24 protein-coding genes are annotated in these 25,634 nt (G+C 62.6%); 4 read left to right on the plus strand and 20 right to left on the minus strand.

Annotation, left to right across the window (positions count from 1 at the left end):
- Window positions 1–5 precede the first annotated feature (5 nt).
- Together ppnN and SKTS_RS07675 are read left to right on the plus strand one after the other, a co-directional pair.
- Complete coding sequence (gene ppnN, locus SKTS_RS07670; protein ID WP_280513685.1) at window positions 6–1,388, plus strand: nucleotide 5'-monophosphate nucleosidase PpnN; 1,383 nt, start codon at window positions 6–8, stop codon at window positions 1,386–1,388.
- 31 nt (window positions 1,389–1,419) lie between these two features.
- On the plus strand, window positions 1,420–1,698 hold the full coding sequence (locus SKTS_RS07675) for a hypothetical protein (protein WP_173062697.1): 279 nt from the start codon (window positions 1,420–1,422) through the stop codon (window positions 1,696–1,698).
- A gap of 1,165 nt (window positions 1,699–2,863) precedes the next feature.
- On the opposite strand, the gene SKTS_RS07680 is transcribed toward SKTS_RS07675, so the two are convergent.
- From SKTS_RS07680 to SKTS_RS07700, 5 genes are all read right to left on the minus strand, one after another.
- Window positions 2,864–4,669, minus strand: coding sequence for an ABC transporter transmembrane domain-containing protein (locus tag SKTS_RS07680; RefSeq protein ID WP_173062712.1), 1,806 nt, complete (start codon window positions 4,667–4,669; stop codon window positions 2,864–2,866).
- 154 nt (window positions 4,670–4,823) lie between these two features.
- Complete coding sequence (locus SKTS_RS07685; protein ID WP_173062715.1) at window positions 4,824–5,858, minus strand: bifunctional nicotinamide-nucleotide adenylyltransferase/Nudix hydroxylase; 1,035 nt, start codon at window positions 5,856–5,858, stop codon at window positions 4,824–4,826.
- 189 nt (window positions 5,859–6,047) lie between these two features.
- On the minus strand, window positions 6,048–7,718 hold the full coding sequence (locus tag SKTS_RS07690; protein WP_173062718.1) for an NAD+ synthase: 1,671 nt from the start codon (window positions 7,716–7,718) through the stop codon (window positions 6,048–6,050).
- Window positions 7,715–8,926: a nicotinate phosphoribosyltransferase gene (gene pncB, locus SKTS_RS07695; protein WP_173062721.1), complete on the minus strand. Its 1,212-nt coding sequence runs from the start codon at window positions 8,924–8,926 to the stop codon at window positions 7,715–7,717. Before pncB ends, SKTS_RS07690 begins: the two co-directional genes overlap by 4 nt.
- A gap of 175 nt (window positions 8,927–9,101) precedes the next feature.
- The gene (locus SKTS_RS07700; protein ID WP_173062724.1) at window positions 9,102–9,944 is read right to left on the minus strand and encodes a cysteine hydrolase family protein; all 843 of its coding nucleotides are present in this window, start codon (window positions 9,942–9,944) and stop codon (window positions 9,102–9,104) included.
- Window positions 9,945–10,261: 317 nt separating this feature from the next.
- On the opposite strand from SKTS_RS07700, the gene SKTS_RS07705 reads away from it, so the two are divergent.
- Window positions 10,262–10,909, plus strand: coding sequence for an NUDIX hydrolase (locus SKTS_RS07705; RefSeq protein ID WP_173062727.1), 648 nt, complete (start codon window positions 10,262–10,264; stop codon window positions 10,907–10,909).
- Window positions 10,910–10,938: 29 nt separating this feature from the next.
- On the opposite strand, the gene SKTS_RS07710 is transcribed toward SKTS_RS07705, so the two are convergent.
- The 9 genes from SKTS_RS07710 to SKTS_RS07750 all read right to left on the minus strand — a co-directional run bounded on the left by SKTS_RS07710 (window position 10,939) and on the right by SKTS_RS07750 (window position 19,942).
- Window positions 10,939–13,260, minus strand: coding sequence for an MMPL family transporter (locus tag SKTS_RS07710; protein WP_173062730.1), 2,322 nt, complete (start codon window positions 13,258–13,260; stop codon window positions 10,939–10,941).
- Window positions 13,257–13,817, minus strand: coding sequence for a LolA family protein (locus SKTS_RS07715; RefSeq protein ID WP_173062733.1), 561 nt, complete (start codon window positions 13,815–13,817; stop codon window positions 13,257–13,259). Before SKTS_RS07715 ends, SKTS_RS07710 begins: the two co-directional genes overlap by 4 nt.
- Window positions 13,818–13,855: 38 nt before the next feature.
- Window positions 13,856–14,758 (minus strand): lysophospholipid acyltransferase family protein, encoded by a 903-nt coding sequence (locus tag SKTS_RS07720; protein ID WP_173062736.1) that lies wholly within the window; start codon window positions 14,756–14,758, stop codon window positions 13,856–13,858.
- Complete coding sequence (locus tag SKTS_RS07725) at window positions 14,755–15,066, minus strand: ApeI family dehydratase (protein WP_173062739.1); 312 nt, start codon at window positions 15,064–15,066, stop codon at window positions 14,755–14,757. The genes SKTS_RS07720 and SKTS_RS07725 overlap by 4 nt, the downstream gene beginning before the upstream one ends.
- Entirely contained in the window at window positions 15,059–16,390 is a 1,332-nt protein-coding gene (locus SKTS_RS07730; protein ID WP_173062742.1) for an AMP-binding protein, read from the minus strand. Before SKTS_RS07730 ends, SKTS_RS07725 begins: the two co-directional genes overlap by 8 nt.
- 15 nt (window positions 16,391–16,405) lie before the next feature.
- Window positions 16,406–16,876: a COG4648 family protein gene (locus SKTS_RS07735; RefSeq protein WP_173062745.1), complete on the minus strand. Its 471-nt coding sequence runs from the start codon at window positions 16,874–16,876 to the stop codon at window positions 16,406–16,408.
- Window position 16,877: 1 nt separating this feature from the next.
- Window positions 16,878–17,147, minus strand: coding sequence for a phosphopantetheine-binding protein (locus SKTS_RS07740; protein WP_173062748.1), 270 nt, complete (start codon window positions 17,145–17,147; stop codon window positions 16,878–16,880).
- A gap of 183 nt (window positions 17,148–17,330) precedes the next feature.
- Window positions 17,331–18,656: an NAD(P)/FAD-dependent oxidoreductase gene (locus tag SKTS_RS07745; RefSeq protein WP_198420449.1), complete on the minus strand. Its 1,326-nt coding sequence runs from the start codon at window positions 18,654–18,656 to the stop codon at window positions 17,331–17,333.
- Window positions 18,653–19,942 carry a cation:proton antiporter gene (locus tag SKTS_RS07750; RefSeq protein WP_173062766.1) on the minus strand — a complete coding sequence of 430 codons (1,290 nt, stop codon included), beginning with the start codon at window positions 19,940–19,942 and terminating at the stop codon, window positions 18,653–18,655. The genes SKTS_RS07745 and SKTS_RS07750 overlap by 4 nt, the downstream gene beginning before the upstream one ends.
- A gap of 273 nt (window positions 19,943–20,215) precedes the next feature.
- Between SKTS_RS07750 and SKTS_RS07755 the strand changes: the two genes are divergently transcribed.
- On the plus strand, window positions 20,216–20,593 hold the full coding sequence (locus SKTS_RS07755; RefSeq protein ID WP_173062769.1) for a Gfo/Idh/MocA family oxidoreductase: 378 nt from the start codon (window positions 20,216–20,218) through the stop codon (window positions 20,591–20,593).
- Window positions 20,594–20,656: 63 nt separating this feature from the next.
- Here the strand turns inward: SKTS_RS07755 and SKTS_RS07760 are convergent, their stop codons facing one another.
- The 6 genes from SKTS_RS07760 to pcnB form a co-directional block, all read right to left on the minus strand.
- Window positions 20,657–21,139 (minus strand): DUF3465 domain-containing protein, encoded by a 483-nt coding sequence (locus tag SKTS_RS07760; RefSeq protein WP_173062772.1) that lies wholly within the window; start codon window positions 21,137–21,139, stop codon window positions 20,657–20,659.
- A 10-nt stretch (window positions 21,140–21,149) separates the two neighbouring features.
- The gene (gene panC, locus SKTS_RS07765) at window positions 21,150–21,983 is read right to left on the minus strand and encodes a pantoate--beta-alanine ligase (RefSeq protein ID WP_173062776.1); all 834 of its coding nucleotides are present in this window, start codon (window positions 21,981–21,983) and stop codon (window positions 21,150–21,152) included.
- On the minus strand, window positions 21,983–22,774 hold the full coding sequence (panB, locus tag SKTS_RS07770; protein ID WP_173062779.1) for a 3-methyl-2-oxobutanoate hydroxymethyltransferase: 792 nt from the start codon (window positions 22,772–22,774) through the stop codon (window positions 21,983–21,985). Before panB ends, panC begins: the two co-directional genes overlap by 1 nt.
- 118 nt (window positions 22,775–22,892) lie before the next feature.
- Window positions 22,893–23,534, minus strand: a complete 642-nt coding sequence (locus SKTS_RS07775; RefSeq protein ID WP_173062782.1) for a deoxynucleoside kinase — start codon at window positions 23,532–23,534, stop codon at window positions 22,893–22,895.
- Window positions 23,535–23,541: 7 nt separating this feature from the next.
- Complete coding sequence (gene folK / locus SKTS_RS07780) at window positions 23,542–24,075, minus strand: 2-amino-4-hydroxy-6-hydroxymethyldihydropteridine diphosphokinase (RefSeq protein WP_173062785.1); 534 nt, start codon at window positions 24,073–24,075, stop codon at window positions 23,542–23,544.
- A 144-nt stretch (window positions 24,076–24,219) separates the two neighbouring features.
- A complete protein-coding gene (gene pcnB / locus SKTS_RS07785) occupies window positions 24,220–25,611 on the minus strand; it encodes a polynucleotide adenylyltransferase PcnB (RefSeq protein WP_173062788.1) in 1,392 nt (463 codons plus the stop codon).
- Window positions 25,612–25,634 lie beyond the last annotated feature (23 nt).

A 25,634-nucleotide genomic window follows, 5' to 3' on the forward strand; every position in this document is an offset into this window, starting at 1 on the left:
AACCCATGGAATACGAAGTCATCGACACACAGGTTTCACCCACCGGCCGCCTGGAGATTCTGTCCAGAACCGAGGCCGCCAAGCTGCTCGATATCGGGCATGGCGGCTTGCACCAGCTTTATCGCGACTGCTCGCTGGCAGTGCTCAATTGCGGCAATGAACTCGACGACGGCAAGGAGTTGCTGGAGCGTTACCGCGACTTCGACATCCGCATCATGCAACGCCAGCGCGGCATCAAGCTCGACATCAAAGGCGCGCCCGCGAGCGCCTTCGTCGACGGCAAAATGATCACGGGCATACGGGAGCACCTGTTCGCCGTGCTGCGCGACGTCATCTACGTCAGCGAAGAGATCCGGGGTAACCCGCGCTTCGCCCTCGACACCTCGGGCGGCGTTACCGACGCGGTGTTTCACATTCTGCGCAATGCCTCCGTGCTGCAGCCGAGGACCGATCCCAACCTGGTGGTCTGCTGGGGCGGGCATTCGGTCGGCCGCGAGGAATACGAGTACACCAAAGTGATCGGCTACCAGCTGGGTCTGCGCGGCCTCGATATTTGCACCGGTTGCGGCCCGGGAGCCATGAAGGGGCCGATGAAGGGCGCCGCCATCGCCCACGCCAAACAGCGCATCGGGACCGGGCGCTATATCGGCTTTACCGAGCCGGGCATCATCGCCGCCGAAGCGCCGAATCCGATCGTCAACGAACTGGTGATTTTTCCCGATGTCGAGAAGCGCCTGGAGGCGTTCGTCCGCGCCGGACACGGCTTCGTCGTCTTTCCCGGCGGCGCCGGAACGGCGGAGGAAATCCTCTATATCCTCGGGGTCCTTCTCCATCCGAGCAACGCCGATGTGCCCTTTCCCCTCGTATTTACCGGGCCCAAGAGCGCAGAGAATTACTTCCGGCAGATCGACCAGTTCGTCGGCGCAACCCTCGGCGTCGAAGCCCAGCGGCTGTACAAGATCATCATCGACGACCCGGTGCAGGTGGCGCGGGAAATCCAGGCCGGCATCAAGCTGGTGCGCAATTTCCGCAAACAGCAGCGGGATTCCTATTACTTCAATTCCATGCTCAAGATCGAGCATGATTTTCAGCGTCCCTTCCACCCCAGCCACGAGAACATGCGGAAGCTGAAACTGCACAGGAACCAGCCGCGGCACACCCTCGCGGCCAACCTGCGGCGCGCCTTCTCAGGTGTCGTCGCCGGCAACGTCAAGAACGAGGGCATACGCGAGATAGAAAAACACGGCAGCTTCGAAATCCAGGGTGACGCGGCAATCATGGGTCCGATGGATGCCCTGTTGGCATCGTTCGTCGCCCAGCAACGCATGAAACTCTCGAGCAAGAAATACAACCCGTGCTACCGCATCGTTGCCGAGACCGCCGCCTGATCACGCGCCAATCGCACCACAGGAGAAGAGCATGTCCAAGAAACGGTTCCACTGCCAAGTGGTTACTCACGAAGGCATCAAGAGCATCAGCATCACCGATGACGCACACCACTTCTGCATTACATTGGAAGACGCAGCCAGTCGACTCGCCGCCCTGAAAGAAGCCATCGCCATCGGCAAATATCCTATCGCCATGGAACTGGTGAACTCCTGTGCCAAATTGATGCCCGGACCAACCGTGAAATATTACGTCACGCAACACGACGCCGAGAAGTTTGCCCATTCGCTGGATAAAGCCTTGCACCATTGAGATGTAGTAAGCACACAAAAATGAAAGCCTCGCAGGGATGCGAGGCTTTTTGTTTGTGGGATTTTCAATGTGACGGCAAGCAGTCCTTTAGTGGCAGCATGGCTCGAACGTCAGCTTCTCAACCTGGCGAATTCACCCTATCGACCCTTTTCAGCCGGTCATTGCTTTCTCGCCGAAGGTCCGTTCAGCAGCAAGAATCAGTCATCACAACGCAGAGTTAACCAGCAGGCCGGCAGACACCGGAGAAACGAAGTGACCAACGAACATGAACCACAAGGCGTTGAAACGGCTGCATACGGCCTGTCTGAATTGAACGTCGGGTTGGGGTCAGCCATACGTTGGCGGCGGCGGAACTTGCTGATGAACACGAAACGTAGTCTTGCATTCTGGGCAAACGTAATGCGCGCTCGCATCGCCTCCGACCGATCCGACTGGCTGCAACGTTTCAATCCTCTTGTCCCCGTAACATTTCGTGCAAACATAATGCGGCGGTTCGCCGTTGCTCATGGATTTTTTAAGTGCATACACGGTTGTTGCTGGGCTCCCGGAGAATGGATTAACTCTGGCGTATCTCGATTTTTCCTTTTCCCATTCACGTTCGGGTCGGTATTTATGGCGGAAGTACAGCCATGAGCATGTGGCTAGTACCAAACCTACTACTGCTAGGGCTATGGCTGTTACAAGTTCTTCTCCTGTTGGCTGCGGCAGATATTGCGATAAATATTTACGACCCCACAGGAGGATCGAAAATACTAGCGCTCCTGATACTTCCTATCAGCGCTAGGAGTTTTTGTTCTAATACTTTCTGTATCAGGGATGATAACCAGGAAGGAAGCATGCGGTTCTCCCAACAGTTAATCAAGAGACCCATGGGTCCGGACGTTTATTAATGACGGCCATCATGAGATCCTATCGCGATGATTATTAATATTGTTCTTAACAATCGGTCTGATTATTACGTTATGAAAAAGGAGACCGGTGAGAAACGTATTATGCTCCTGTTATGGGCGGTTCAGCGAAACTAAGGGTTGTAGCGCCGGAGGCCACTCTTGGACGGAAAGTGCCGACTAGGCGGTTGGGTGGCTGCTTTTCGCTGCATACCAGACCTTGGTTGGGGACCAGTGTCCGGAGCTGGCTCGTAGCTGCCGGTCAAATATGCTGCATATTATTCAACATCGAACTGCAGGCGCGCGAGCCGCGCGTACAACCCGCTCTGTTTCCGTAAGTCTTCCGGCGCGCCGGTTTCGACGATGCGCCCATGCTCCAGCACGATGATCCTGCCCACCTTCTTCACGGTGGCAAGCCGGTGGGCAATGACGATGGTGGTGCGACCCTGCATGGCGGCGTTCAATCCTTGCTGCACCAGGATTTCGGATTCGGCGTCCAGTGCGCTGGTGGCTTCGTCGAGCAGCAGAAGCGGTGCATTTTTCAGGATCGCACGGGCGATGGCGATGCGCTGGCGCTGCCCGCCGGACAAGCGGGTGCCGCGTTCGCCGAGGAATGTCCGATAGCCTTCCGGCAGGCGGTTGATGAACTCTTCCACTTGCGCCAATCTGGCGGCGGCCATGACTTCCTCGTCGCTGGCGGTGGGGCGGCCGTAGCGGATATTTTCCAGCGCATTGGCCGAGAAGATCACCGAGTCTTGCGGCACGATGGCGATCTTGTCTCGCAGTTCGTGCAGCGACAGCTGGCGGATATCCTGCCCGTTGAATCGAATAGTGCCGTTCGTCACGTCGTAGAAACGCAGCAGGAGCTGGAACAGGGTTGTCTTGCCCGCGCCGGAGGGGCCGACCAGCGCGACGCTCTCGCCGGGTGCGATGTGCAGGCTGATCTCGTCCAGCGCTGCCGTCTGCATTTGCGACGGGTAGCGGAAGGTGACGTTCTCGAAGCGGATCTCCGCTTTGCCGGGCTGCGGCAGCGCTTGCGGCGCGGCAGCTTCGACGACGGTGGGCCTTGCGTTGAGCAATTCCAGCAGGCGCTCGGTTGCGCCGGCCGCACGCATGACGTCGCCCCACACTTCCGCCATGGTGCCCACGCCGCCGGCGACCAGGACTGCATACAGGACGAACGAAGCTAGTTGTCCGCCCGTCATGCTGCCTTCATGCACCTGCTTGGCCCCGATCCACAGCACGAAAATAATGGAGCCCATCACGGCCGTGATGATCAGCGCCGTCAGCGCGGCACGCACGCGGGTACGCCGGATCGCGGTCTTGAAGCTCACTTCCGCACGGTCTGCGAAGCGTCTGGTTTCGCGTGGTTCCTGCGTATAGGCCTGGACCGTCGGAACGGCGTTGAGGATCTCGCCGGCCAGCGCCGAGGCGTCGGCGATTTTGTCCTGGGATTCACGCGAGAGCTTTTTGACCTTGCGGCCGATGGCGAAGATGGGCAGCGCCAGCAATGCCATCAGGCCGACATTCAGGGAGAAGAGATAAAAGCTGGTCACCGCCAGCATGATCATGCCGCCGACAAACTGGAACAGGCTGCGCAAACCCATCGAAATGGAGCTGCCGATCACGGTCTGGATGAGCGTGGTGTCGCCGGTAAGACGCGACAGCACTTCGCCGGTTTGCAAAGTCTCGAAAAACTGCGGCGACTGCCCCAGCATCCGCGCGTACACCGCGCTGCGCAAATCCGCCGTCACCCGCTCGCCTACCCAGGTCACGGTGTAATAGCGCGCCGCCACGGACAAGGCCCACAGGCATGCCAGTCCGAACAACGCGGCGAAGTGCCCGTTCAAACTCAGCGTACCCAACAGACCGCCGCCGGCGCTTTGCCTTTGCCCGAAACCGAAATCGATCAGATCGCGGAACGCCAGCGGCACCAGCAGGATGGTGCCGGAGCCGAGGCACAAGAGAACGAAAGCCTGCGCGATCCGCCCGCGGTAGGGGCGCAGGAAGGGCCACAGGTCCCAGAGAGAGGATAGCCGCCGGGCGGCGTCGGGCCGGATCGATGTCGGGGTGGCAATGGGCATTAGTGCATGCCCTGACTGGCCGCTGCTTGCCCGATGAAATCGGAACCGCTACACATAAAATGCCCCCTCTTCGGAATTTTCAACAAGCCTTCCAGGCGAATCTGACCAGCATACTAGTGTAGTGTTGCACAGGCACGATCTCTGAGGTGCCGCTTCACGTGTGCATCTCATCCCCGACGAAGCGCTCCAGAATCTCGAAGTGATCCTCGAACATCTCGGCACGCCTGGCATCCAGGCTGGACACAGGAACCCACATCGCCTCGCCGGCATCGTCGCCGGCCCGGACTGCCGGGCAGTCTATCATCTCCAGGTCGTAGAAATAGGCCATGGAAAAGGTGCGCCCGCGCGATGAGCGGTCCGGGTGGTCGAACAGTTCCTTGTCCTTGAGACGGCTTTTCAGATATTCGGGCGGGAGGACGATGTTGGTCTCTTCCGCCAGCTCCCGCAGGGACGCGGCCTCGGCCCGTTCGCGCGGGTCGACGAAGCCGCCGGGGAGTGCCAGCAGGCCCCGGCCGGGTATGCCCTTGCGGCGGATCAGCAACACCTTGCCGTTGCACCGCACCACCGCGTCGGCCGTGACGTGCTGCAGGGGGTAGGGTGTCTTGCCCCACCTGGCTTTTTCCTGTTCGACTTTCGCGTACTCGTCCCGGATGCCCTCGAACCAGGGCTGCTTGCGCAAGTCCGCCATCATTTCCTGTAAGGGTCGCGGCATCCAGCCCGTATCCAGGTCGTCGGCACCCTCGTACCAGGCCTTGCGGATCGCGGTCGAACTCAGACCGGCTTGATCGCCCATCTCGATCAGCTGCCAGCTTTTGAACAGCTTGAGATAGTAGGACGTGGCGTCCTTGAAGTGGCCGATTAATCCGATGCCGTTCCTGCCCGCCAGCTCTGTGACCTGCCGCTCCAAGGCGGCGGCCCAGCGCGCGTCGTCGAAGAAATCGCGCATGGGGAGGAAATCAAAGCGGGACAGGGCGTTGTCGCCGAGATTGGCCCTGATCGCGGCTTGCCACATGGCGATGCGTTCTTCCGTTGTGAACGGATTCTTCGGCGTGCGCGGGCGGTCGGCTGAGCCGATTACGATCACCACCCTCCTGCCGCACGCCAGGGCTTCTTTCGCGGTGGCGAAGTGCCCGTTGTGGAGCGGTTCGAAACGGCCCACGTAGACGACGGCTTCGAGAATTTCATTCATGTCGTTTCCTTTCAAGCAAAAGACCGCAGTTCAAGCCACGAGGCCACAGCGATGTAGGGTGGGTTAGGCACGCAGTTTGTGCCGTAACCCACCAAGCGTGCCGCCAGGCACTCGTTTAAAGGTGTTGTGTTGCTACGCAACGCTTGGTGGGTTACGCAAAAAACGCTAACCCACCCTACATTTTCCAGTTCAATATTTTGCCGCCACCGGCATCTGCCGGCCGCTGCCGAAGGCGCGTGCTCGCACCCGGATGATCGGCGGCGCTTGCCGGCGCTTGAACTCGGATTTGGCCACCATCTGCCACACCCGCTTGACCAGCGCTTCCTGGCCGTTCGCCAGCAGGTCTGAGACGAAGTGCCTGGCCTGCTGGTATTCCTCGTGCGGGAGGCGTTCGCCCTCGATCTGGTATTTGAGGATCTCGTCCAGCACCGGGTAGGGCGGCAGGCTGTCCTCGTCCTTCTGGCCGGGCGCCAGTTCGGCGGAAGGTGCTTTCTCCAGGATGGCGGCGGGGATGGGCGTGGCGGGGAAGCTGCGGTTGATCCACTGCGCCAGCGCGTAGACTTCCGTCTTGTACAAGTCCCCCAGCGGGTTGAGGCCGCCGTTCATGTCGCCGTACAGGGTGGCGTAGCCCACGCTCATTTCGCTCTTGTTGCCGGTGGAGAGCACCAGCGCGCCGCGGTGGTTGGAATACGCCATCAAGGCGAGCCCGCGCAGGCGCGCCTGGAGGTTTTCCCGCGTGAGCTTGGAGGGGGCTTCGCCAACCGCCGCTTCGAACGCGCCCAGAGCCCAGTCGAAGCCCCCGCCGATCGGCCATTCCAACAGCTCGATGGCGAAGTTCTCGCACAGGGCGCGGGAGTCCAGCACGCTGCCGGGCGACGAATACGGCCCCGGCATGGTGATCGCGGTCACGTTTTCCGGGCCGATGGCCAATGCGGCGAGCGCCAGCACCAGGGCCGAGTCGATGCCGCCGGAACTGCCGACCACCACCGTTTTCATGCCGGTCTTGGCCACGTAGTCGCGGATGCCCAGGGTGAGCTGGGCGAACATGAACGCCTCGCGCGTGTCGTCGAAAGGCGCGGCGAGCGCCGGTGCGAAGCTTCGGGACGGCAGGTCGAATTGCACGCTGCGCAAGTCTTCCGCGAAGCCGGCCATGCGCGCCCGCACTGTGCCGTCGCTGTTGCAGGCGAAGCTGTGTCCGTCGTACACGATGGAGTCGTTGGCGCCGACCTGGTTCACGTACACCAGGGGCAGGGCGTATTTCGCCGCCAGCCGGGTGAACAGCTGCTCGCGGCGCTTCGGCTTGCCGATGTCGGAGGGCGAGGCGTTGATGGCGATCACCAGGTCCGCGCCGCGCACGCCTTCCCACGGGTTGGCCTGATATTGCGCGCCGTCTTCATTCCAGCCGTCCTCGCAGATCAGGAAGCCGATTTTGACCCCGTTGAGCGCCCACACCAGCGACTCGCTGCCCGGCTCGAAGTGGCGCGCCTCGTCGAAGATGTTGTAGGTCGGCAGCAACTGCTTGTGATACACAGCCGCGATGCGGCCGTTCTCGGCAACCACCAGCGAATTGTAGCGCGGCTTGCCGTAGCCCTTGGTGCTGGCGGTCGCCGCGCCGAACACCAGGGTGACGCCGATCGCTGCGCTGGCTGTGGCGACCTCGTTCAGCGCCGCTTCCTGGCGCGCGACAAACCAGGGCTCGTCGAGCAGGTCCATGGGGTAATAGCCGGTCAGCGCCAGCTCGGAAAAAACCACGATTTCCGCACCCTCCGCCTTTGCCTGCCGCGCGAACGAGAGCAGCTTCGCGGCGTTGCCCGCGATGTCGCCGACGGTGAAATTGCATTGCGCCAAGGCGATGTTCATGACGATGTCTCCTCGAAATATTTCACGCCGAAAACCTGCGCCAGGTAGGTCAGAAAAGCCCGGTCGCGGCACATCGTCTTGCCCGGGCTGTCGGACAGCTTGGCCACCGGCTGGCCGTTGGCCTCGACCAGCTTGATCACGATGTTGAGCGCCGCCACCCCCATGTCGTTGCTCAGGTTGGTGCCGATGCCGAAACCGAGGCGGGCTTCATCGCCGAAGCGGGCATGTAGCCCCAGTGCCGCCGGCAGCGTCAGCCCGTCGGAAAACACCAGGCGCTTGGTGCCGGGGTCGATGCCCAGCTTGCGGTAGCGGGCGATTGCCTTGTCGGCCCATGCTACCGGATCGCCGGAATCGTGGCGCAGGCCGTCGAACAGCTTGGCGAAGTACAGGTCGAAATCCGCCAGGAACGCGTCCATGCCCACCACGTCGGTCAGCGCGATGCCCAGGTCGCCGCGGTATTCCTGCACCCAGTTCTCCAGCGCCATCTTCTGGAAATCGCGCAACCGGTAGCCCAGCGCCTGGTGCAGTTGCAGGTACTCGTGCGCCATGGTGCCGATCGGCGGCAGGCCGAGGTCCATCGCCAGCCTCACGTTGCTGGTTCCCTTGAAGAACTGCGGCGCTTCCTCCGCCAAACGGCTCACCACCTCGCGCTGCCAGTCCCGCCCATAGCGCCGGCGCGTGCCGAAGTCGAAAAACTCGAAGGGAAAGCGGCGCTCGCCCATGCTGGCCCCAGTATCGCGCAGCAGGGCGATCTTCGCGTCGAGGCGGCGCCGGCCCTCGGCAAGCAAGGGCGCGCTGTCGAAGCTGCTGAAATAGACCTCGTTGACGATGGCCAGCAGGTAGATCTCGAACAGCATGACATGCACCAGCGGCCCCTTGACGCGGATATCCAGGCCGCCGGCGTCGTTCGCCGCGATCGAGACATGGCGCCGCTTGAGGCGGAAATCCTCGAGGAAGTCCACGAAGCTGGGCTTGATGAAGCGCAGGCTGCGCAGATAGTCCAGCTCGGCCGGCTGGAACGTCAGCGTGCAGAGCGCGTCGACCTGGCGGTTCACCTCGTCGGCGATGCTGGCCAGGGGCATGGCTGTCGCATTCCTGCACTTGAATTCGTATGTCCCCTCCGCCTCCGGGTGCTTGTGCAACACGGCCTGCAGCATGGTGAACTTGTAAAGGTCGGTGTCCAGCAGGGATTGGATGATGGGGTCCATGGTGACTCCTTTATGCGGTTCCGCAATCTATCTATGTAGGGTGGGTTAGCGGTTTTTTGCGCTTGTCCTCGGGTGATTTGGCCGGGGGTAACCCACCAAGTGTGCCGTAAGGCACTCATTAAAAAATGTGTTGAGTTGCTGCGCAACGCCCGGTGGGTTGCTAACCCACCCTACATTACATCTGGTCGGTGGAAGACGCGATGCGCATGCCGCGTGCGGTCATTTCGCGCACGAAATCCTCGCCCAGATGCTCGAAGCCGCTCACCGGGCTGGTGCAATCGGTCAGCAGCACCATTTTCGCGACATTCTGCGCGCCCAGGCTGTCTGCGATGTCGCGCACGGTGTTGGCCACGCAATGCGACAGCGCTTCGCCCGCGATCAGGATGGTGTCGGCTGCGGCCAGTTTCCCGATCAGCCTGTCGTTGGTCAGCGTGCCGGGATCGCTCGGGTCAGGGACTTCGGCGCGCACCGCGCTGTAGTGCTCGGTATTGGGGTTTAGCCCCTTGAGCACGAAATCTACTGTCTCCAGCCGCTTGTGCGCCCAGGCGTCGAGAGCAGCCGCGACTGCGGCGTGCAGGTTGTGCCCCCAGTGTCCGATCAGGCAGTGCTCCGGCCAGACGACCAGGGCGTAACGCGCGTTTCGTTCCAGTGCCTTGACATAGGCCAGGCTGCGCGCCTGGCGGGCGGGATCGCTGGCTCGCCATAGCCCGGCGCGCACCGCGGCGGCGCTGATCACGGTGAAGGGCGCAGACGCGGCGCCAGCGGCATCGCGCCACCACGACGGGTGCGCGATATCGACCGGGTTGTGCGAGTCCAGCGTGACGTGGATATCGCACAGCCGGTCGCCGGCGCGTTCGATGAATGCGGCCAGCCGCTTCATGTCGCCGTCCGCGCCGCTCACCGGCAGCGCGGGGCTCAGCCGCATGCCGCTCTCCAGCAGGGGGCGTTCCCGTTCCGGGATATCGCAAAAATCGTTTTGCGGATCGATTATCAACAGACTGATTCTGGCATTTTCCATGATGATGCTCCTCTCGATGGTCGCGACTGCAGAACCACTCTAACAAATATAGTTGCGCACTGCAACTATATAATCATAAAAAACTTCAGCCACAGAGAACACAGAGGACACAGAGAAGTAAGCGGGTCTTGCCTGGATTTGGAGGGCCGCAGAATGTGTTAAGGGCTAACTATTCTCTGTGAACTCTGTGAACTCTGTGTTCTCTGTGGCAAAGGTTTTTCCGGATTGTGGCGGACGCACCCCGCTGAAGTCGGCGCAATGACCGATGTTAGTTGCCATGTGATACTATATTGTTATGTTATAGGGAATGAGGGGCCATGGTGCAAAACATCATCGTGACCGTGGACGTGGTGCTGCTGACGTTGCGCGACGAACGGCTGCACGTCGCGGTACAGCGCCGCGACAAGGAGCCCTACAACGGGCAACTGGCTTTGCCCGGCGGGTATATCCACGACAACGAGGATTTCGATGCGGAGGGTTCGGCGCGGCGCATGCTGAAGGACAAGACCGGCATCGCCGCGCCCTATCTCGAACAGCTCGAAACCTTCGCCAATTCCGCGCGCGACCCGCGCGGCTGGTCGGTGTCGGTGGCCTATTACGCGCTGGTGGCGCCGGAGTCATTATCCGTCGGCCAGCTCGACCTGCTGCCGGTGGACGGGCTGCCGGTCCTGGCCTTCGACCACAACAAGCTGGTCGCGGCGGCGGTGCAGCGCGTGCGCAACAAGGCGGCGTATTCTTCGCTGGCCTGCTATCTGCTGCCGGAGCGCTTCACCCTGACGGAACTGCAACACACCTACGAGAAGATCCTGGGTTCCCGGCTCGATAAAAGCTCGTTCCGCCGCAAGATCTCCAGTCTGGATTTCCTCGAGATGGTCAAGGACGAGGTCCAGGCCGGGCGCCAGCGTCCGGCGCAGTTCTGGAAGCTGAAGCAGGGGAGTCTGACGATTTTCGACAAGCTGTTATAGCGGCCTGCCATGATTTGGAATTTCCCGCTTTAGCGCCCGGATTCCGCCCACATCGCCGCAAACACCAGGGACAAAACCGCGCCAAGCGCCACCGTACCGCCGATCGCCTGCAGCACCGGGGAGGCGGAGAACGCCAGGGCGCCGAAAGCGCTGACCGTGCTGGCCACGCACACCAGGGTGGAAAACAGGGCGCGCCGCCGTTCCTTTTCGTCGGATGCGGGCAGGTTGATGAACAGGCCGTAGTTGAGGCCGATGCCCAGCACCAGCAGCAGCGAAACGACGTGGAACAGCGACAGTTTGATACCCAGCAAGGCCAGCAAGGCCGTGGTGCCGAGGATGGCCGCGCTGACCGGGAGCATCACCGAGAACACCGCGCGGAAATTGCGCAGGCCGAAGCCCAGCACCGCGACGATGGCCGCCACGCCGAAGATCGAGTACAGCAGCGACTGGTCGCGGTACTGCGTGATCATTTTGTTGGATTCGCCCTTGATGTCCAGCAGGAAAGCATTTCCATCGTGTAGCCCGGTCATGAAAGTGGCGAGTTCGGCGTCGCTCTTGACCCCGCGCAGCGAAATCAGCGCTACCCAGCCCGTGCCGTGCTTGACCAGCATGCCTTGCGCCAGCGAGCCCAGGGGGGTGCCGTGCCAGACTTCGGGTTGCAGCAGGGGCAGATGGCGGGAGCGCTCGACATCATGCAAAAAAGGTTCGAAGACATCGGGCTTGAACGGCGTTGCCGCGAGCGCGGCTTGCAGGTTGCGCCTCAGTGTCTCCTGATCGGGCAAAGCGGCCTGGCGTGCGGCCTGGACTTTCTGGCTGGGAATCACGCGCGCCGCGAGGTCGAATCCGCTAATGACGCCTTGCCGCACCAGCGTTTGCAGTGTGGGCGCGAGCTGTTCGCTGCGCTCGAGGGCAGCCTGCTGGTCGCTGCCCTGCACGGCGATCAGGTAGCGCACGTCCGGTGCGCCCAGTTCGTCGCGCAGGCTTTGATCGAGGTGTTCCATGTCCAGGCCCTTTTGTGAAACCGGGCTCAGGTTGGCGAGGTCGTTTTCCCACAGGTTTTTTCCCTGCACCGCCAGGTAGACGGCGGCGCACAGCAGCACGGCCAGAGGCGCCCAGCGGAGCCGGGTCAGCGCCGTCGCAGAGCGCGCCAGAACGGCCTGCGTTGCGGTTCTTTCCGCGACTTCGAGGCGGGCCGGGGCGATTTCGGGAATGACGAAGCGCGTCATCAGCCCAGCCGTGAGAACGCCCGCAAGGGAAAACATGCCCAGTTGCGACAGTCCGGAAAAGCCGGAGAGCAGCATGGTGAGGCTGCCGAACACGGTGGTCAGCACCGCCAGGCGCAGCGTGGGCCAGATGCGCTGCAGCGTTTGGCGCAGGGATTCGTGGGGCGCGCGCTGGGTGAACAGGTAGGTCGGATAGTCCACCGCCTCGCCGATCAGGGTGACGCCGAAGCCCATGGTGATGCCGTGGACCGTGCCGTAACCCAGGCTGACCGCGGTCAGGCCAGCCAGCGCGCCGCTCGCCACCGGCAGCATGCCGAGCACCAGCAGGCGCGGCGAGCCGTAGGCAACGAGCAGGATCACTGCAACCAGGGCGGTGGCGATCATGCTCAGGCGCCACGCGTCGTCGTGGATGCGGTTGCGCGACTCCACGGCGAAAATGCTCGGCCCGCTCATGAGCAGCTTAATCTCCGGACTGGTACGGGTCGTTGCAAAAATCCGCCGCACGTCATCACCGACTTTTTGCTGTGCGTCGATGTCGAAGGCCGGTGCTTTGGTTTCGGCCAGCAGCAGCGCGCGCTTGCCGTCCGCCGAGAACCACACCCCGTTGTTTACCCCCGGTCCGCTGCCCGTGCCGCCCCAGCTTTCCAGCAGAGCGAGCATTTCGCCTGTGGGGTCGGAAGGAAGCAGTTGCTTGATCATGGCGCCGGCCGGCGAGGCCAGCAGCTGCAGGCTGTCCTGCAGGGACTGTTGCAGCCCGCCCGCGCTGAAATGCGCCGCATCCGTCGCGGGGCTGAGGAGGTAGCGGTAGCGCATCAGCCGCTCGCGCTCCACCGGGGTGAGGGCCTGTTCGCCGCTGCGCACATAGCTGAAATGGCCGCTGGCCTCCAGCGCGCGCGCCAGTTTTTTGCTGGTCTCGGCAAGTTGCCTAGCTTCCGCGCCTTCCAGCGCAAACATGACAATGCGCGAGGTCACCCCGTCGCGCAGTTGCTCGACCATGAGTTGCTGTGCCGGCGAGGCGCTGTCGGGCAGGAAGGCCGCCATGTCGGTGTTGATGCGGGTATGCGCCGCCACGATCCAGATGCAGAAGGCCAACCCCGCGAGCCAGATGGCGACCGGCCAGCGCTTCACTTCGTTTCCTCGCTCAGGGTCATCAGGGTACGGTCGCCGCCGGCTTCCTCGATTTCCACTGTCGCCAGCTGCGTCTTGCTGCCGCCGATGCGTATCACGCGGATGAACTGCGCCATGTCGATGTCCGAAGGCAGCAGCACCAGGCTCCATTGCCGCTCGTCGCCGTCGAGGCGCACTTTGTAAAAGCGCTGCAGGGTTTTGGCGTCGCCGTTGAGGGTGGCGCGCATGCTTTCGATGAACCCCCACACCACGGGGAAATCGCGCAGCGCCATGGTGTGTTTTTTATGTGCAGCCGGTTTTTCCCAGGTCATGCGCTCGCCGTCCACGGTGAGAATTTCCTCGAACGGGGTTTGCACGTGCTTTTCCAGGAAGGCCGGTTTCTTGAAACGCAGCGTGCCGCTCGACTTGAGCGGCTCCTTGAGCAGGGCGGAGGTCTTGGTTTCGGTGTAGCGCGACTGGCCGGCGGGGCGCTCCGCCAGGGCCTTGAGCAAGGCATCGGCGGTCCATTCGGCATGGGCGACGCCGGCCCAGGCGAACAGGGCTAGCACGGCAAGCATGTGTTTCAGTCCGTGATTTGATGCATTTAAAAAAGAACTCATTCGGTCTGACCTGCCTGCCAATAATCATAGAAATTGAACCAGTTGTAGGGCGCGATGCGGCAATAGTGCTCGAGACGCGCGACGTATTGCTGCAGATAGCCGTGAATGGCCTCGCGGCGACGCGCGCGCGGGGCATCGATGGTCTCGGCCAGCAGCTCGAAATGCACGTCGTAGTGGCGCTGACCGCGATACAGGCCGAGGCACAGGAATATCGGTGCATGGGTGATGCTGGCGAAGGCCAGCGGGCCGTCCGGCAGGGCGGCGTCCTGACCGAAAAAGCGGCACGGCAGCGTCTTGTCGCCCGGCCTGACGCGGTCGCTCAGCATGCCGACGATGCCGCCGGCGTCGATCACTTCCTTGGCGCGCAGCAGGCCGTCCGGCGAGCCCATGGCGATGATGGAGCCTGCCATTTCCGGGTTGAGGCTGTCGATGATGGCGTTCATCTTGTGCGCGTTGTCGGTGTGCATCAGCATGGCGAAAGGCACCTTGCCGAACTCCACCGCCAGCGTGCGCAGCACTTCGAAGCTGCCGAGGTGCGCGCCCAGCAGGACGCAGCCTTGCCCGCGCCGCAGGCAGGCGAGCAGCGGCTCGACGCCGTGCACCTCGATGTCGAACAGGGTGTGGCGCCCGGAGAGGAAATACAGGCGGTCGAGAATGGTGGCGGAAAAGCAGAAATAGTGGCGGTACACATCGGCCCAACCGGGCTCGCGTGCCAGGGCGCGGCGCAGGTAGAGGCGCGAAGCCTGGCGCGCCTTGCCGGAGAACAGCAGGAAATACAGGCTGATCGGCGCCAGCAGCAGGCGCGTTGCCGGGCGGCCGATGTTGAGCGCGATCCAGGTGATCAGGCGCATCAGCAGCAGGCTGCCGCGTTCCTGCTGTCCCAGCCAGTTGCGGCTCATGTTTTCTCGCCGGAAAAACGCACGCTGCCTTGCGCGATGGTGCCCGCCGCCGTTCTGCAGACGAACTTGGCGGACTGCGCCGCGCCGAATTCAACGTCCACCCTGAACGGCACGCCGGGCAGCAGCGGCGCGAGGAATTTGACGCTGGGCCAGCCGGTGCAGTGCAGCGGTGTGCCCGCCTCGCGGCACACCGCGTCCCACACCTGGCTCAGCAGTACCACGCCCGGCACGATGGGGTTGCCGGGGAAATGGCCGGGCAGCGCCGGATGGTCTGCCGCAATGGTCTGCCACCGGGCTTGCTCAGGCATGCTGCAGACTGCCGAGCAGGGCGATGAGGGTGTTGCGCGGCAGCTTGCCGGTGGCGCTGCGCGGCAGGCTGTCGACCTTGTAGAGGGGACGGGGCAGAAATGCCGCGTCGATTTTTTGCCGCAGCGCGGCGATGATCTCGCTCTCCTGCAGCTCAGGTGCGACCACCAGGGCGATCAGGCGCGCCGCGGTGCCGGGGGTGTCGTCCGGGGCGAAAAAAATGCCGTCCCGCACGCCGGGAATCTGGCCGAGCTGGCGGTTGAGGTCGCCCAGGGACGCGCGTTTTCCGGCGATGTTGACCTGGTCAGCCGTGCGCCCCAGCAAGCGGAATCGCGTGCCGTCGGCGGCGGGTTCGATCACGTCCTGCAGCGGCGTGGGCGCGCTGACATGCCCGCCTGCTGCCCAGGCCTGGCCGTCGCCGTCGTTGCAGACGCTGACCCCCGTCACGGTTTGCCAGCCCTCGTCCTGCACCGTGCGGCGCGCGGCGATGGCGCCCGTTTCCGTGCAGCCGTAAACCTCCATAACCGGTGCGCCGTAGGCCTCTTCGGCGCGCTGCGCCATTTCCGGCGTGAGAGGCGCGGCGGCGGAAAGGGCCATGGCGATGGGGGGTAGGGCGATGTTTTGCTCCAGGCAGATGCGCAGGTGCAGCGGCGTGGTGACGAGTATGCGCGGCGCGGGCATTTCCCCCAGTGCCGCGGCGATATCCGCCGGAAACAGCGGCTGGCCGGCATGCAGCGTTCCGCCGCTGTGGAGCGGCAGCATCAGGGTGGATTCGAGGCCGTACATGTGCTGCGGCGGCACCGTGCCGAGGAAATGCAGTCCGGCTTCGATGCCGAGTATGTCGGCTTCCAGTTGCGCCTGTTTGACCAGCGATCCCCAGGTTTTGGGGTGGGGCTGCGGCTCGCCGGTGCTGCCCGAAGTGAAGGCGATGGCGGCGACGTGTCCGGCTGCGACGGCGGGTATGGCGAACGCCTTTTCGTCGGCCGGCTGCAAAGCGGGAAAGGGGATGATGTCCATTCCCTCCACCGCCAGGGCCTTGTCGCTCACGCCGTAAGACGCCGGATGGCAGGCGTGCAGCCGCGTCAGGGTGCCGGCCGCATGGTTGGGCGGCAGCAGGTTGGTCTGGCCGCGCAGCAGGGCGGCGCAGAAGGTGAGCAGGAAGTGGTAGCGGTCGGTGCACAGGTTGAAGACGAAGGGGCGCTGCGGCAATTGCTCGGCCAGCTGTTCCACTTCGCGCAGAAAGCGGGAAGCGCTGATGGCCCGATCGTTGCGCCAGGCAATCGCTTGGGCTGGGCGGCTGTGCCTGAACAGGGGGAGTCGGTTCATCGCGGTCCGGAACGCCTAGTCGCGCGGCATGCCGTGCAGCAGCATGAACAGCATGAGCGACAGCGGGTTGCGGTGGGTATAGTGGCTGAAGCGGCGCTTGCGGAAAAAATATTCGCCGATCATCAGGCAGGGGACCAGTACCGGCGTCAAAGAGGCCGCTTGCGGGAAATGCGCATACTGCACCAGCAGCATGGTGAGGACCGCGCAGCCCAGCAGGAACCAAGCCCACACCGCCGTCAGGCTTCGCGTGTAGCCGACCATTTCGTCGGGAAAATCGCCATCGTGGTTGGCACGCGCGATGCGCGTGATCAGCGCTTCGCCCCGGAACAGGCTGCGCCCGAAGGCGGAAGCCACCAGCAGGATGATCAGCACGGGCGGAAGCCAGGTCGCGAGCGCTTTCCACTCGGGGGGCGACAACTCGATGATTTTGGCGAACCCCCAGCCCAGCGCGATGACCACGAGGATGCGCGAGACAAGACGCATCACGTTATTTCACGCGGTTCTTTTCGATGTGCCGCGCCAGGCTGCGCAGGGACGAGAAGGTGCTGGCATTGTCCGGATCGTCGGCCTTGAGCTGAAAGCCGTATTTCTTGGAAACGGCGAGCGAGATTTCGAGCATGTCGATCGAATCCAGGCCCAGCCCGTCCTGATAGAGCGGCTGTTCCGCCTCGATTTCATCTGCTGCCATTTCAAGGTTGAGCGCCTCCACGATGAGGGCCGCGACTTCCTGCTCGAAGGGGGTGTTGTTGTCTGCCATGGTGTGTCTTGGTGGTCTTAAAAATGAACGAAATTATACCATCAACGGCTAAGCGGATATCCGCATCAGGTTTTACGTGAAACTCGCGTAGCGAGCCTGCGTCCCCCTCTCCCGCAAGCGGGGGAGGGCGGGGGTGGGGGAACGGTCATGGCGAGTTTCATGGTTCGGTTCGGGGTTGCACGTCTACCATGACTGTTCGAAGACTTCGGCACGGATCAGCCTGCGGCGCTGGTAATGGGCGCGAATGCTTTGCGGCAGCGTGGCCAGGCAGCGCATGTAGTAAATCAGCTTGAACAGCCGCATCCGCGAGCGCGCCTGCGGGTTGTCGTGCACATCGCCGGCCAGGATGGCGATGACCGCCGACTCGACGCCGAAGATGTTGCGCGGGTTCATCAGCAGCTCGCGCATCACCGGCGTGGTCATGCGGAATATGAGCCAGGTGAAGCCTTTCAGCCCCTTGAGCACGTTTTTTTCGAAACGCTGCAAATGGCTCTGCATGCGCGCCGGGTCGCGCAGGCCGGCATCCACGGCCTCGGCGCCGAAGACCGCGCTCTTCATGGCGAGCAGCACGCCGGAAGAGAAGATCGGATCGACGAAGGCGAAGGCATCGCCCAGCATCAGGTAGCTGTCGCCGCTCATCTTGCTGGAAAGGTAGCTGTAGTTGCCGGTGGCGGTAACCGGCTTGGTCAGGGTGGCGTCCTTCATGCGCATGGCGAGCGGCGGGCAGGTGGCGACCGTGTCGTGGAAGAAAGTGTCGAGGTCGGTCTTGCGCGTCTTGAGGTAATACGGCCAGCACACCATGCCCACGCTGGTGATGCCGTTCTGCAGCGGAATCAGCCAGAACCAGCCGTGGTCGAACCAGAACAGGGAGATGTTGCCCTCGTCCGTTCCGGGGAGACGCTCGACACCCTCGAAGTGGCCATAGATCGCCGCGCTGGCGTGTTTGGGGTGCGGCTGTTTGCTGGCGAAACGATTGGCGAGGAAGGTGTCGCGCCCCGAAGCGTCGATCAGGAAGCGCGCCTGCCAGCGGCCCTCGCCATCCTGGTTCCGGGTCGTGACGCGGACCGATTGCGGATCGCTGAAATCCACTGCGGTTACTTTGGTCTCTTCGTGAACCTGCGCGCCCTTGGCGCGGCAATTGTCGAGCAGGATCTGGTCGAGCTCGGCGCGGTGTACTTCGTAGGAAAAGGGATAGCGCTGGTTCATGGCCTGAGAGAAGTAGAACGACTGTTTCTTGCCGTGGTACATGGAATCGAATTGCGCCGCGTTCTTCACCATGCCGATGCGCGCCACCTCGTCCAGCACGCCGAGCTGTTCGAACAGGCCGTTGTTGACCGGCAGCAGCGATTCGCCGATGTGAAAGCGGGGGAACTTGTCTTTTTCGATGAGCACCACCCGGTAGCCTTTCTGCGCCAGCAGGGTCGCGGCGGTGGAACCGGCGGGGCCGCCGCCGATGACCAGCACGTCGCAGGTTTGGACCGGGGAGGGTTGTTCGCTCATGTCGCTCATGATGCTTCCTGTACAAGTTCAGGTTTCAATTTCGGCAGCCATAAACGCAGCGCCGGCGCGGTTACCAGCGTGCTGACCACCGCCATGATGACCAGCATGGTGAAGACGCTGGCCGGGATGACGCCCAGGTCGTAGCCGACGTTGATGACGATCAGCTCCATCAGGGCGCGGGTGTTCATCATCACCGCGATGATGCGCGACTCCGACGCTCCGCGCCCGGCCCAGCGCGCGCCGAGATAGCAGCCGCCGAACTTGCCCAGCGTCGCGGCCGCCAGGATCACCAGGCACCACTGCCACAGCGCCCAGCTGTCGAGCGCGCCGATGTTGGTGCGCAGGCCGGTGTAGGTGAAGAAGATGGGCAGGAAGAACACCGTGACGAAATCGGATATTTTGGCTTTCCAGGCCGCCACGAAGTCGGGTTCGTCGTGCAGCAGCACGCCCAGGATGAAACCGCCGAAGATGGCGAAAATACCCATCTTGTAGGTGCTCATCGCCGACAGGAAAATCACCGCCAGCAGGATCGCCATCAGGCTTTGCGGCAGGTTGTCGGAGTGCGAGGCGAAGCGCGCCAGCATCCAGCGCAGCAGGGGACGCAGCGCCCACCAGCAGAACGCCGCGTAGAGCGCCAGTAGCCCCAGGTTGAGCAGCATGCCGGAGAGGGAAAACGACGACAGCGTGAGCGCGGTGACAGCGGCCAGCGTGATCCAGCCGACCACGTCGTTGATCGCCGCCGAGGTGATGGTGATGACGCCCATCGGCGTGCGCGTCAGGCCGAATTCCATCATGATGCGCCCCAGGATGGGCACGGCGGTGATGGACAACGCGGTGGCGAGGAACAGGCTGTAGCCGAGCGGATTGACTTCGGGCGCCAGCGTGTCGTGGGACAGGTGGCCGACGGCCAGCCCCAGCACGAACGGCGCCGCCAGTCCGAGTGCCGCCACCAGCAGCACGGCGCGGCTGTTTTCCTTTTCCTTCAGATGGGAGAAATCGAAGTCCAGGCCGATCTGGAACATCAGCAGGATCAGGCCGATCTGGCTCATGATCGTCACCGGCGCGGCGGAAACGGAATGGAACACGTAATGGAAAGTATCAGGCGCGAGCGCCCCGAACAGGCTCGGCCCGAGCAGCAGGCCGACGACGATTTCGCCCACCACGCGGGCCTGCCCGAGGCGCAAAGCGAGCGACCCGCCGAGGCGCGCCGCCAGCAGGATCAGCACCAGTTGCATGAGGGTGAAAAACAGCAGGTTTTCTGCTGCATGCACTGAAACGGCTGCTGTCGCTGACATTAAGGCCTGGGGAAATAAGGGGGAATCGAGCCCGGAATGTTGGCGCAAGCTTATGCATGCGTCAAGCGTTTGGTGCTACCGGTTTGATGCTGGAGTGTTTGGCCTTGCGGCAGGCAAAAGAACAGAATGCATTTTCTGCATTCTGTTCAAGTCCGCGACAAGGGTTGACCATAAAGCAGGCGCTATTTCCGGTTGATCATTCGCGCTCCGCGCGGCTAGAATGCAAAAGCGATGCTAATATCCTGAATCGCACACAACAATAAAGGGGAAATAATGCAAAAACAGAAGGTTGCCATTGTCGGTCTGGGGCGGGTCGGTTCCGCATTTCTGGATGAACTGCTGTGTCTGACCGGGAAGGGCGTAAAGGTCGCCTATGCGGTGGAAAAAAACGACACGCCGGGGAAAAAAGCTGCAGAAGCCGCCGGCGTGAAGATTCTGTCGATCGACGAACTGATTGCCCTGGGTGAAGACGTGGACATCGTGTTCGATCTCACCGGTATCGAGGAAGTCAGAAAAAAACTGCGCGAAAAGCTTTTCGCCTCGAACAACCGCCACACCGTCATCGCCCCCGAAAGCATCGCCCATTTCCTGTGGTCGATCATGAGCGACGCCTCACTGCCTGTTATCGAAGGCAGAAAAACCGGTTACTGAGCAACGGGTTTCAGCCAGGTAGGGTGCGCGTACCGCACCCTGTATTGATGGGGCGCCGTTTTCCTATTGGTATATTTTTCCGTCGTGCTTTAACCATCCCGCAGTATGCCGCCCACTCGGGTCGTTATGCGTCCAATGGATTACGCCACCCTTCGGATTCCACGCATACTCGCCATTAAACATGATGGCATCTCCCTCTCTCAGGGAATTGATTCGCGGTGCAAGATCAATGTTGTGTGCAAACAATATGGTTTGGCCTGAATCCAGACGGAGAATGAAGCGTTGGTGCCTACTGCCATCCGTGTCGTCTGGCAGTATCTTCGCTACCGTTCCTTTGCCTTCAATTTGAAGATTGCTGGTTTCATTCGCGAAAGCATTGGCCAGCACGGAATCACTAGTCTTGCCAATTCCAACCTTGTCATTTGAGGACAAGTCGACATAGTTCTTGTTGATGCTGACTGGGTTATCCGATGACGGGCTGTCATATTGTGTAAGCCCGACATATCCTGCAACTGCAATGACAGCTATTAGCAACAATTTATTCATATCGAATCTTTCAGTTTGAGGCGCATTCGAGGTTGTCTATCAGCCGTGTCTTGCCCAGCCGTGCAGCGCCAAGCACCACCAGTGCTGTGTCTCCGGGTTGCGCGTGCTGCAGGGTGGCGGCGTTGCGCAGCGAGATGTAATCGACCTGCCAGCCGTGGCCGGCGAGATCGGCTGCAGCGGCGCTTTCCAGTGCGGCAAAGTCCTGCTGCCCCGCTTCCACGGCATCCTTGACCTGCGCCAGTTGGCGCTGCAGGCGCGGCGCTTCGGCGCGTTCGGCCGGGCTCAGGTAGCCGTTGCGCGAGGACAGGGCGAGGCCATCCTCGGCGCGCACGGTTTCGCCCGCCACGATCTCCACCGGTACGTTGAGTTCGCGCACCATGGCGCGGATGATGTGCAGTTGCTGGTAATCCTTCTTGCCGAACACGGCGCAGTCGGGCTGCACGATGTTGAGCAGCTTGAGCACGATGGTGGCGACGCCGCGGAAATGACCGGGGCGGTAGGCGCCGCACAGTTCGCCGGCGATGGCCGGCGGTTCGACCTGGAACTGCTGCGGCGCGGGGAACAGTTCCTGCACGCTGGGCGTGAACACGATGTCCGCGCCAGCGGCCTGGAGCCGGCGGCAGTCTTCTTCCAGGGTGCGCGGGTAGTTGGCGAGATCTTCGCCGGGGCCGAACTGCAGCGGGTTGACGAAAATGCTCACCACCACGCAGCGGCCTTGGCGGCGCGCCTGCTCGACCAGGGCGATGTGGCCGGCATGCAGGTTGCCCATGGTGGGCACGAAGGCGACCGGCTGGCGACCCTTGAGGGTTTCGCGCAGGACGGCGATGGCGGAAATGATTTCCATCAGAAAGTGTGCTCCGGCGCCGGGAACGCGCCGCTCTTCACATCGCGCACGTAAGCCAGCACGGCAGCCTGGATGCTGCCCGCGCCATTCATGAAGTCCTTGGCGAATTTTGGCGTCTTGCCGGGATAGATGCCGAGCATGTCGTGCAGCACCAGCACCTGGCCAGCGCAGCCCGGACCGGCGCCGATGCCGATGGTGGGGATGGTGAGCTGCGAGGTGATCTGCAGCGCCAGCGTGGCGGGTACCGCTTCGAGCACGATCAGGCCGGCACCGGATTGCTGCAGCGCCAGCGCATCGAGCAACAGCTGCTCCGCGGCCGCTTCGCTGCGCCCCTGCACGCGGTAGCCGCCGAGCTGGTGCACCGATTGCGGCGTGAGGCCGATGTGGCCGCATACCGGGATGCCACGTGCGGTGAGGAACGCGACCGTCTCGGCCATGACCTGGCCGCCTTCCAGCTTGACCATATGGGCGCCCGCCGCCATCAGCTGGGCCGCGCTGCGCAACGCCTGCCGCGGACTTTCCTGGTAGCTGCCGAAGGGCAGGTCGGCGACGATGTAGGCCTGCTTGCTGCCGCGCGCGACGCAGCGCGTGTGGTAGGCCATGTCGGACAAAGTCACCGGCAGGGTCGAGTCCTCGCCCTGCAGCGTCATGCCGAGCGAGTCGCCGACCAGCAGCACTTCCACCCCGGCGCCTTCGAGCAAGGCGGCGAAACTGGCGTCGTAGCAGGTCAGGACGGCGATCTTGTCGCCCTTTTCGGCCATCTGTTGCAGGGTGTGCAGAGTTGTTTTCATTTTGTTAACCCTTTATTTAAACGTCAGGGGTGAGAAGGGGAGGGGTGAGGCGAAAATCAAAGGCTCGCTCCGAACCCGCTTTTACGCCTCACCCCTCACCCCTTACTCCTCACGCCTCTCAGCCCGCCCGGTTGAAAAATTCACGCCCGCCGCGCATGCCCGCGATCTTCTCCAGCAGCAGCTCGAAATCCTTAGTCTGCTCGGTGAAGTTGAAGTTCTCGCTGTTGACGATCAGCAGCGGCGAGGCGTCGTAGTGGTGGAAGTACTGGCTGTAGCTGTCCGTCAGCCGGCTCAGGTAGCTTTGCGTGATGGTCTGCTCGTAATCGATGCGGCGCTGCACGATGCGCTCCATCAGGGCGTTTTCCGACGCTTGCAGGTAAATGACCAGGTCCGGTTTCGGCGTCTGCGGCTGGAGGTGGCGATACATCTCGCGGTACAGTTTGAATTCGTCGTCGCTCAGGTTGAGACGGGCGAACAGCGGGTCCTTGTCGAGCAGGAAGTCGGTTACCGTGGCGTGGTGGAACAGGTCGCTCTGCGCCAGCTCGCGCATCTGCTCGGCGCGCTGAAACAGGAAAAACAGCTGGGTAGGCAGGGCGTAGCGTTCCGGGTCGTGGTAGAACTTTGCCAGGAAAGGGTTTGCCGCAGCATCTTCGAGCAGCAGGCGCGAGTGAAGATGCGCTGCGAAGCGCTTGGCCAGCGTGGTCTTGCCCACGCCGATGGCTCCTTCGATCACGATGAAGCGGTATTTCTCCGGCGCCATCGCCAGCTTACCCTACGGCCTGCAGTAAGGTCTCAGTGGTGGAGCGGATCTGCGGCAGGCGTTGCAGCTCCTGCCCGGCGCAGGCGGCGAGGTGGGACGCTGCTCGGCCATGGCCGGGAATGACGCACTCCGGTGCAATTTCGGTGAGCGGCAGCAGCACGAACGCGCGTTCGTGCATGCGTGGGTGGGGCAGGGTAAGTCCATGCTCGTGGTGGATCAGGCCGTTGTAGAGCAAAAGGTCCAGGTCCAGCACGCGCGGCGCGTTGAGAAACTCGCGCACGCGCCCGAAGCGGTGTTCGATATCCAGCAGCATTTCCAGCAAGCGGCCCGGTTCCAGCCGGGTTTCGATTTCCGCCACGGCGTTGATGAAGTCCGGCTGGTCGGAATAGCCCCAGGGGGCGCTGCGGTAGAGCGAAGAGTGGGCGATCAGGCGCGTGGACGGGAGCGTGTCCAGTTCGCCGAAAGCCAGGCTGACCTGGGCTTCGGGGTCGGACAAGTTGCTGCCGAGGGCGACGAAGGCGCGGACGGGACGGGTGGTCACAGTGTTCAACTCAAAAGTCTCGATTCAAGCCACAGAGATCACAGAGATCACAGAGGACACAGAGAGTAAGCCGAGTGAAACCAGTGCTTGTGGCAACCAATGGTTTTTCCTCTGTGAACTCTGTGGCTAAAGCGGTTATCAGGTTCAATCTTCCGCTGCCAAGTCGGTGTCCAGCGCAGCGCTGCCTGCGTTCTTCGGCTTGCGCCGGCGCCGGCGCTTCTTGGGGGCGGTGTCGGGCTGCAGCATTTCGGCGCGCTGCGCGTCGCCGGCGTGCTGGAATTTCTCCCACCAGCGGCCGAGTTCCATTTCCACTTCGCCGCTTTCGCAGCGCAGCAGCAGGAAATCGAAGCCGGCACGGAAGCGTGGGTGGGAAAGCAGTGCGAAAGGCCGCTTGCCGGCGCGCTGCATGAAACGTGGCTGCAGCCCCCAGATTTCCTTCATGGTGGAAGTGAAGCGGCGCGGGATGGCGAGCATTTCCACCTGGGTCTGGATCACCCGGTCCATGGCCTGGTACAGCGCCGGCGCCGTGCGTTCGCCGCCGTCTTCGATTGTTTTCGACAGCGCCAGCACCTCATGCCACAACAGCGCGGCGAACAGGAAGGCCGGCGACACGGGTTTGTCTTCCTTGATGCGCAGGTCGGTCTCGTGCAGGGCGAGGGTGACGAAGCGCTCGCCCATCGGCTGTTCCAGGATCACGTCGAGCAGCGGCAGCACGCCGTGGTGCAGGCCCTCGGCGCGCAACTGCTTGAGGCTGCGCTGGGCGTGGCCGGAGAGCAGCAGCTTGAGGATCTCGTCGAACAGGCGCGAGGGCGGGACATCTTCCAGCAGGTGGCCGAGTCCGGCGATGGGTGCGCGGGTGGCGGGGTCGAGCTGGAACTCCAGCTTCGCCGCGAAGCGCGCGGCACGCAGCATGCGCACCGGGTCTTCCTGGTAGCGGGTGCGTGGGTCGCCGATGATGCGCAGCACGCCGGCTTTGGCGTCCTTGTAACCGTTGTGGTAGTCCCAGATTTCGCCGTTGCCGGGGTGGTAGAACATGGCGTTGATGGTGAAGTCGCGGCGCAGCGCGTCTTCCGCCTGGGAACCGAATACGTTGTCGCGCAGGATGCGGCCGTTGGCGTTGGTGACGTGCAGCCCGCTGTTGCCTTGATCTTCCTCTTCGTCCGGGGCGGGCGCGCCGCTGCCGCGGAAGGTGGAAACCTCGATGGTTTCCGCGCCGCACATGACGTGGACCAGGCGGAAGCGGCGGCCGATGATGCGCGAGCGGCGGAACAGGTTGCGCACCTCTTCCGGCGTGGCGTCGGTGGCGACGTCGTAATCCTTCGGCGTCTTGCCCAGCAGCAGGTCGCGCACTGCGCCACCCACCACGAAGGCGGCGTAGCCGGCGTGCTGCAACTCGCCCGTGACCTTGAGGGCGCAAGGGCTGAGCTGGTTGCGGCGGATGCCGTGCTTGCTCTCGGAGATGATCTGGGGCTTGTCGCGCAGGCCGGTTTTTGGGGCTGCTTTGCTGAAAACTTTGCGGATGAATTTACGTATCATGGATTATTGGGTTTCTCTGCTCC

Origin of the sequence: Sulfurimicrobium lacus (assembly GCF_011764585.1) — a bacterium.
GTDB classification, from domain to species: Bacteria; Pseudomonadota; Gammaproteobacteria; order Burkholderiales; family Sulfuricellaceae; genus Sulfurimicrobium; species Sulfurimicrobium lacus.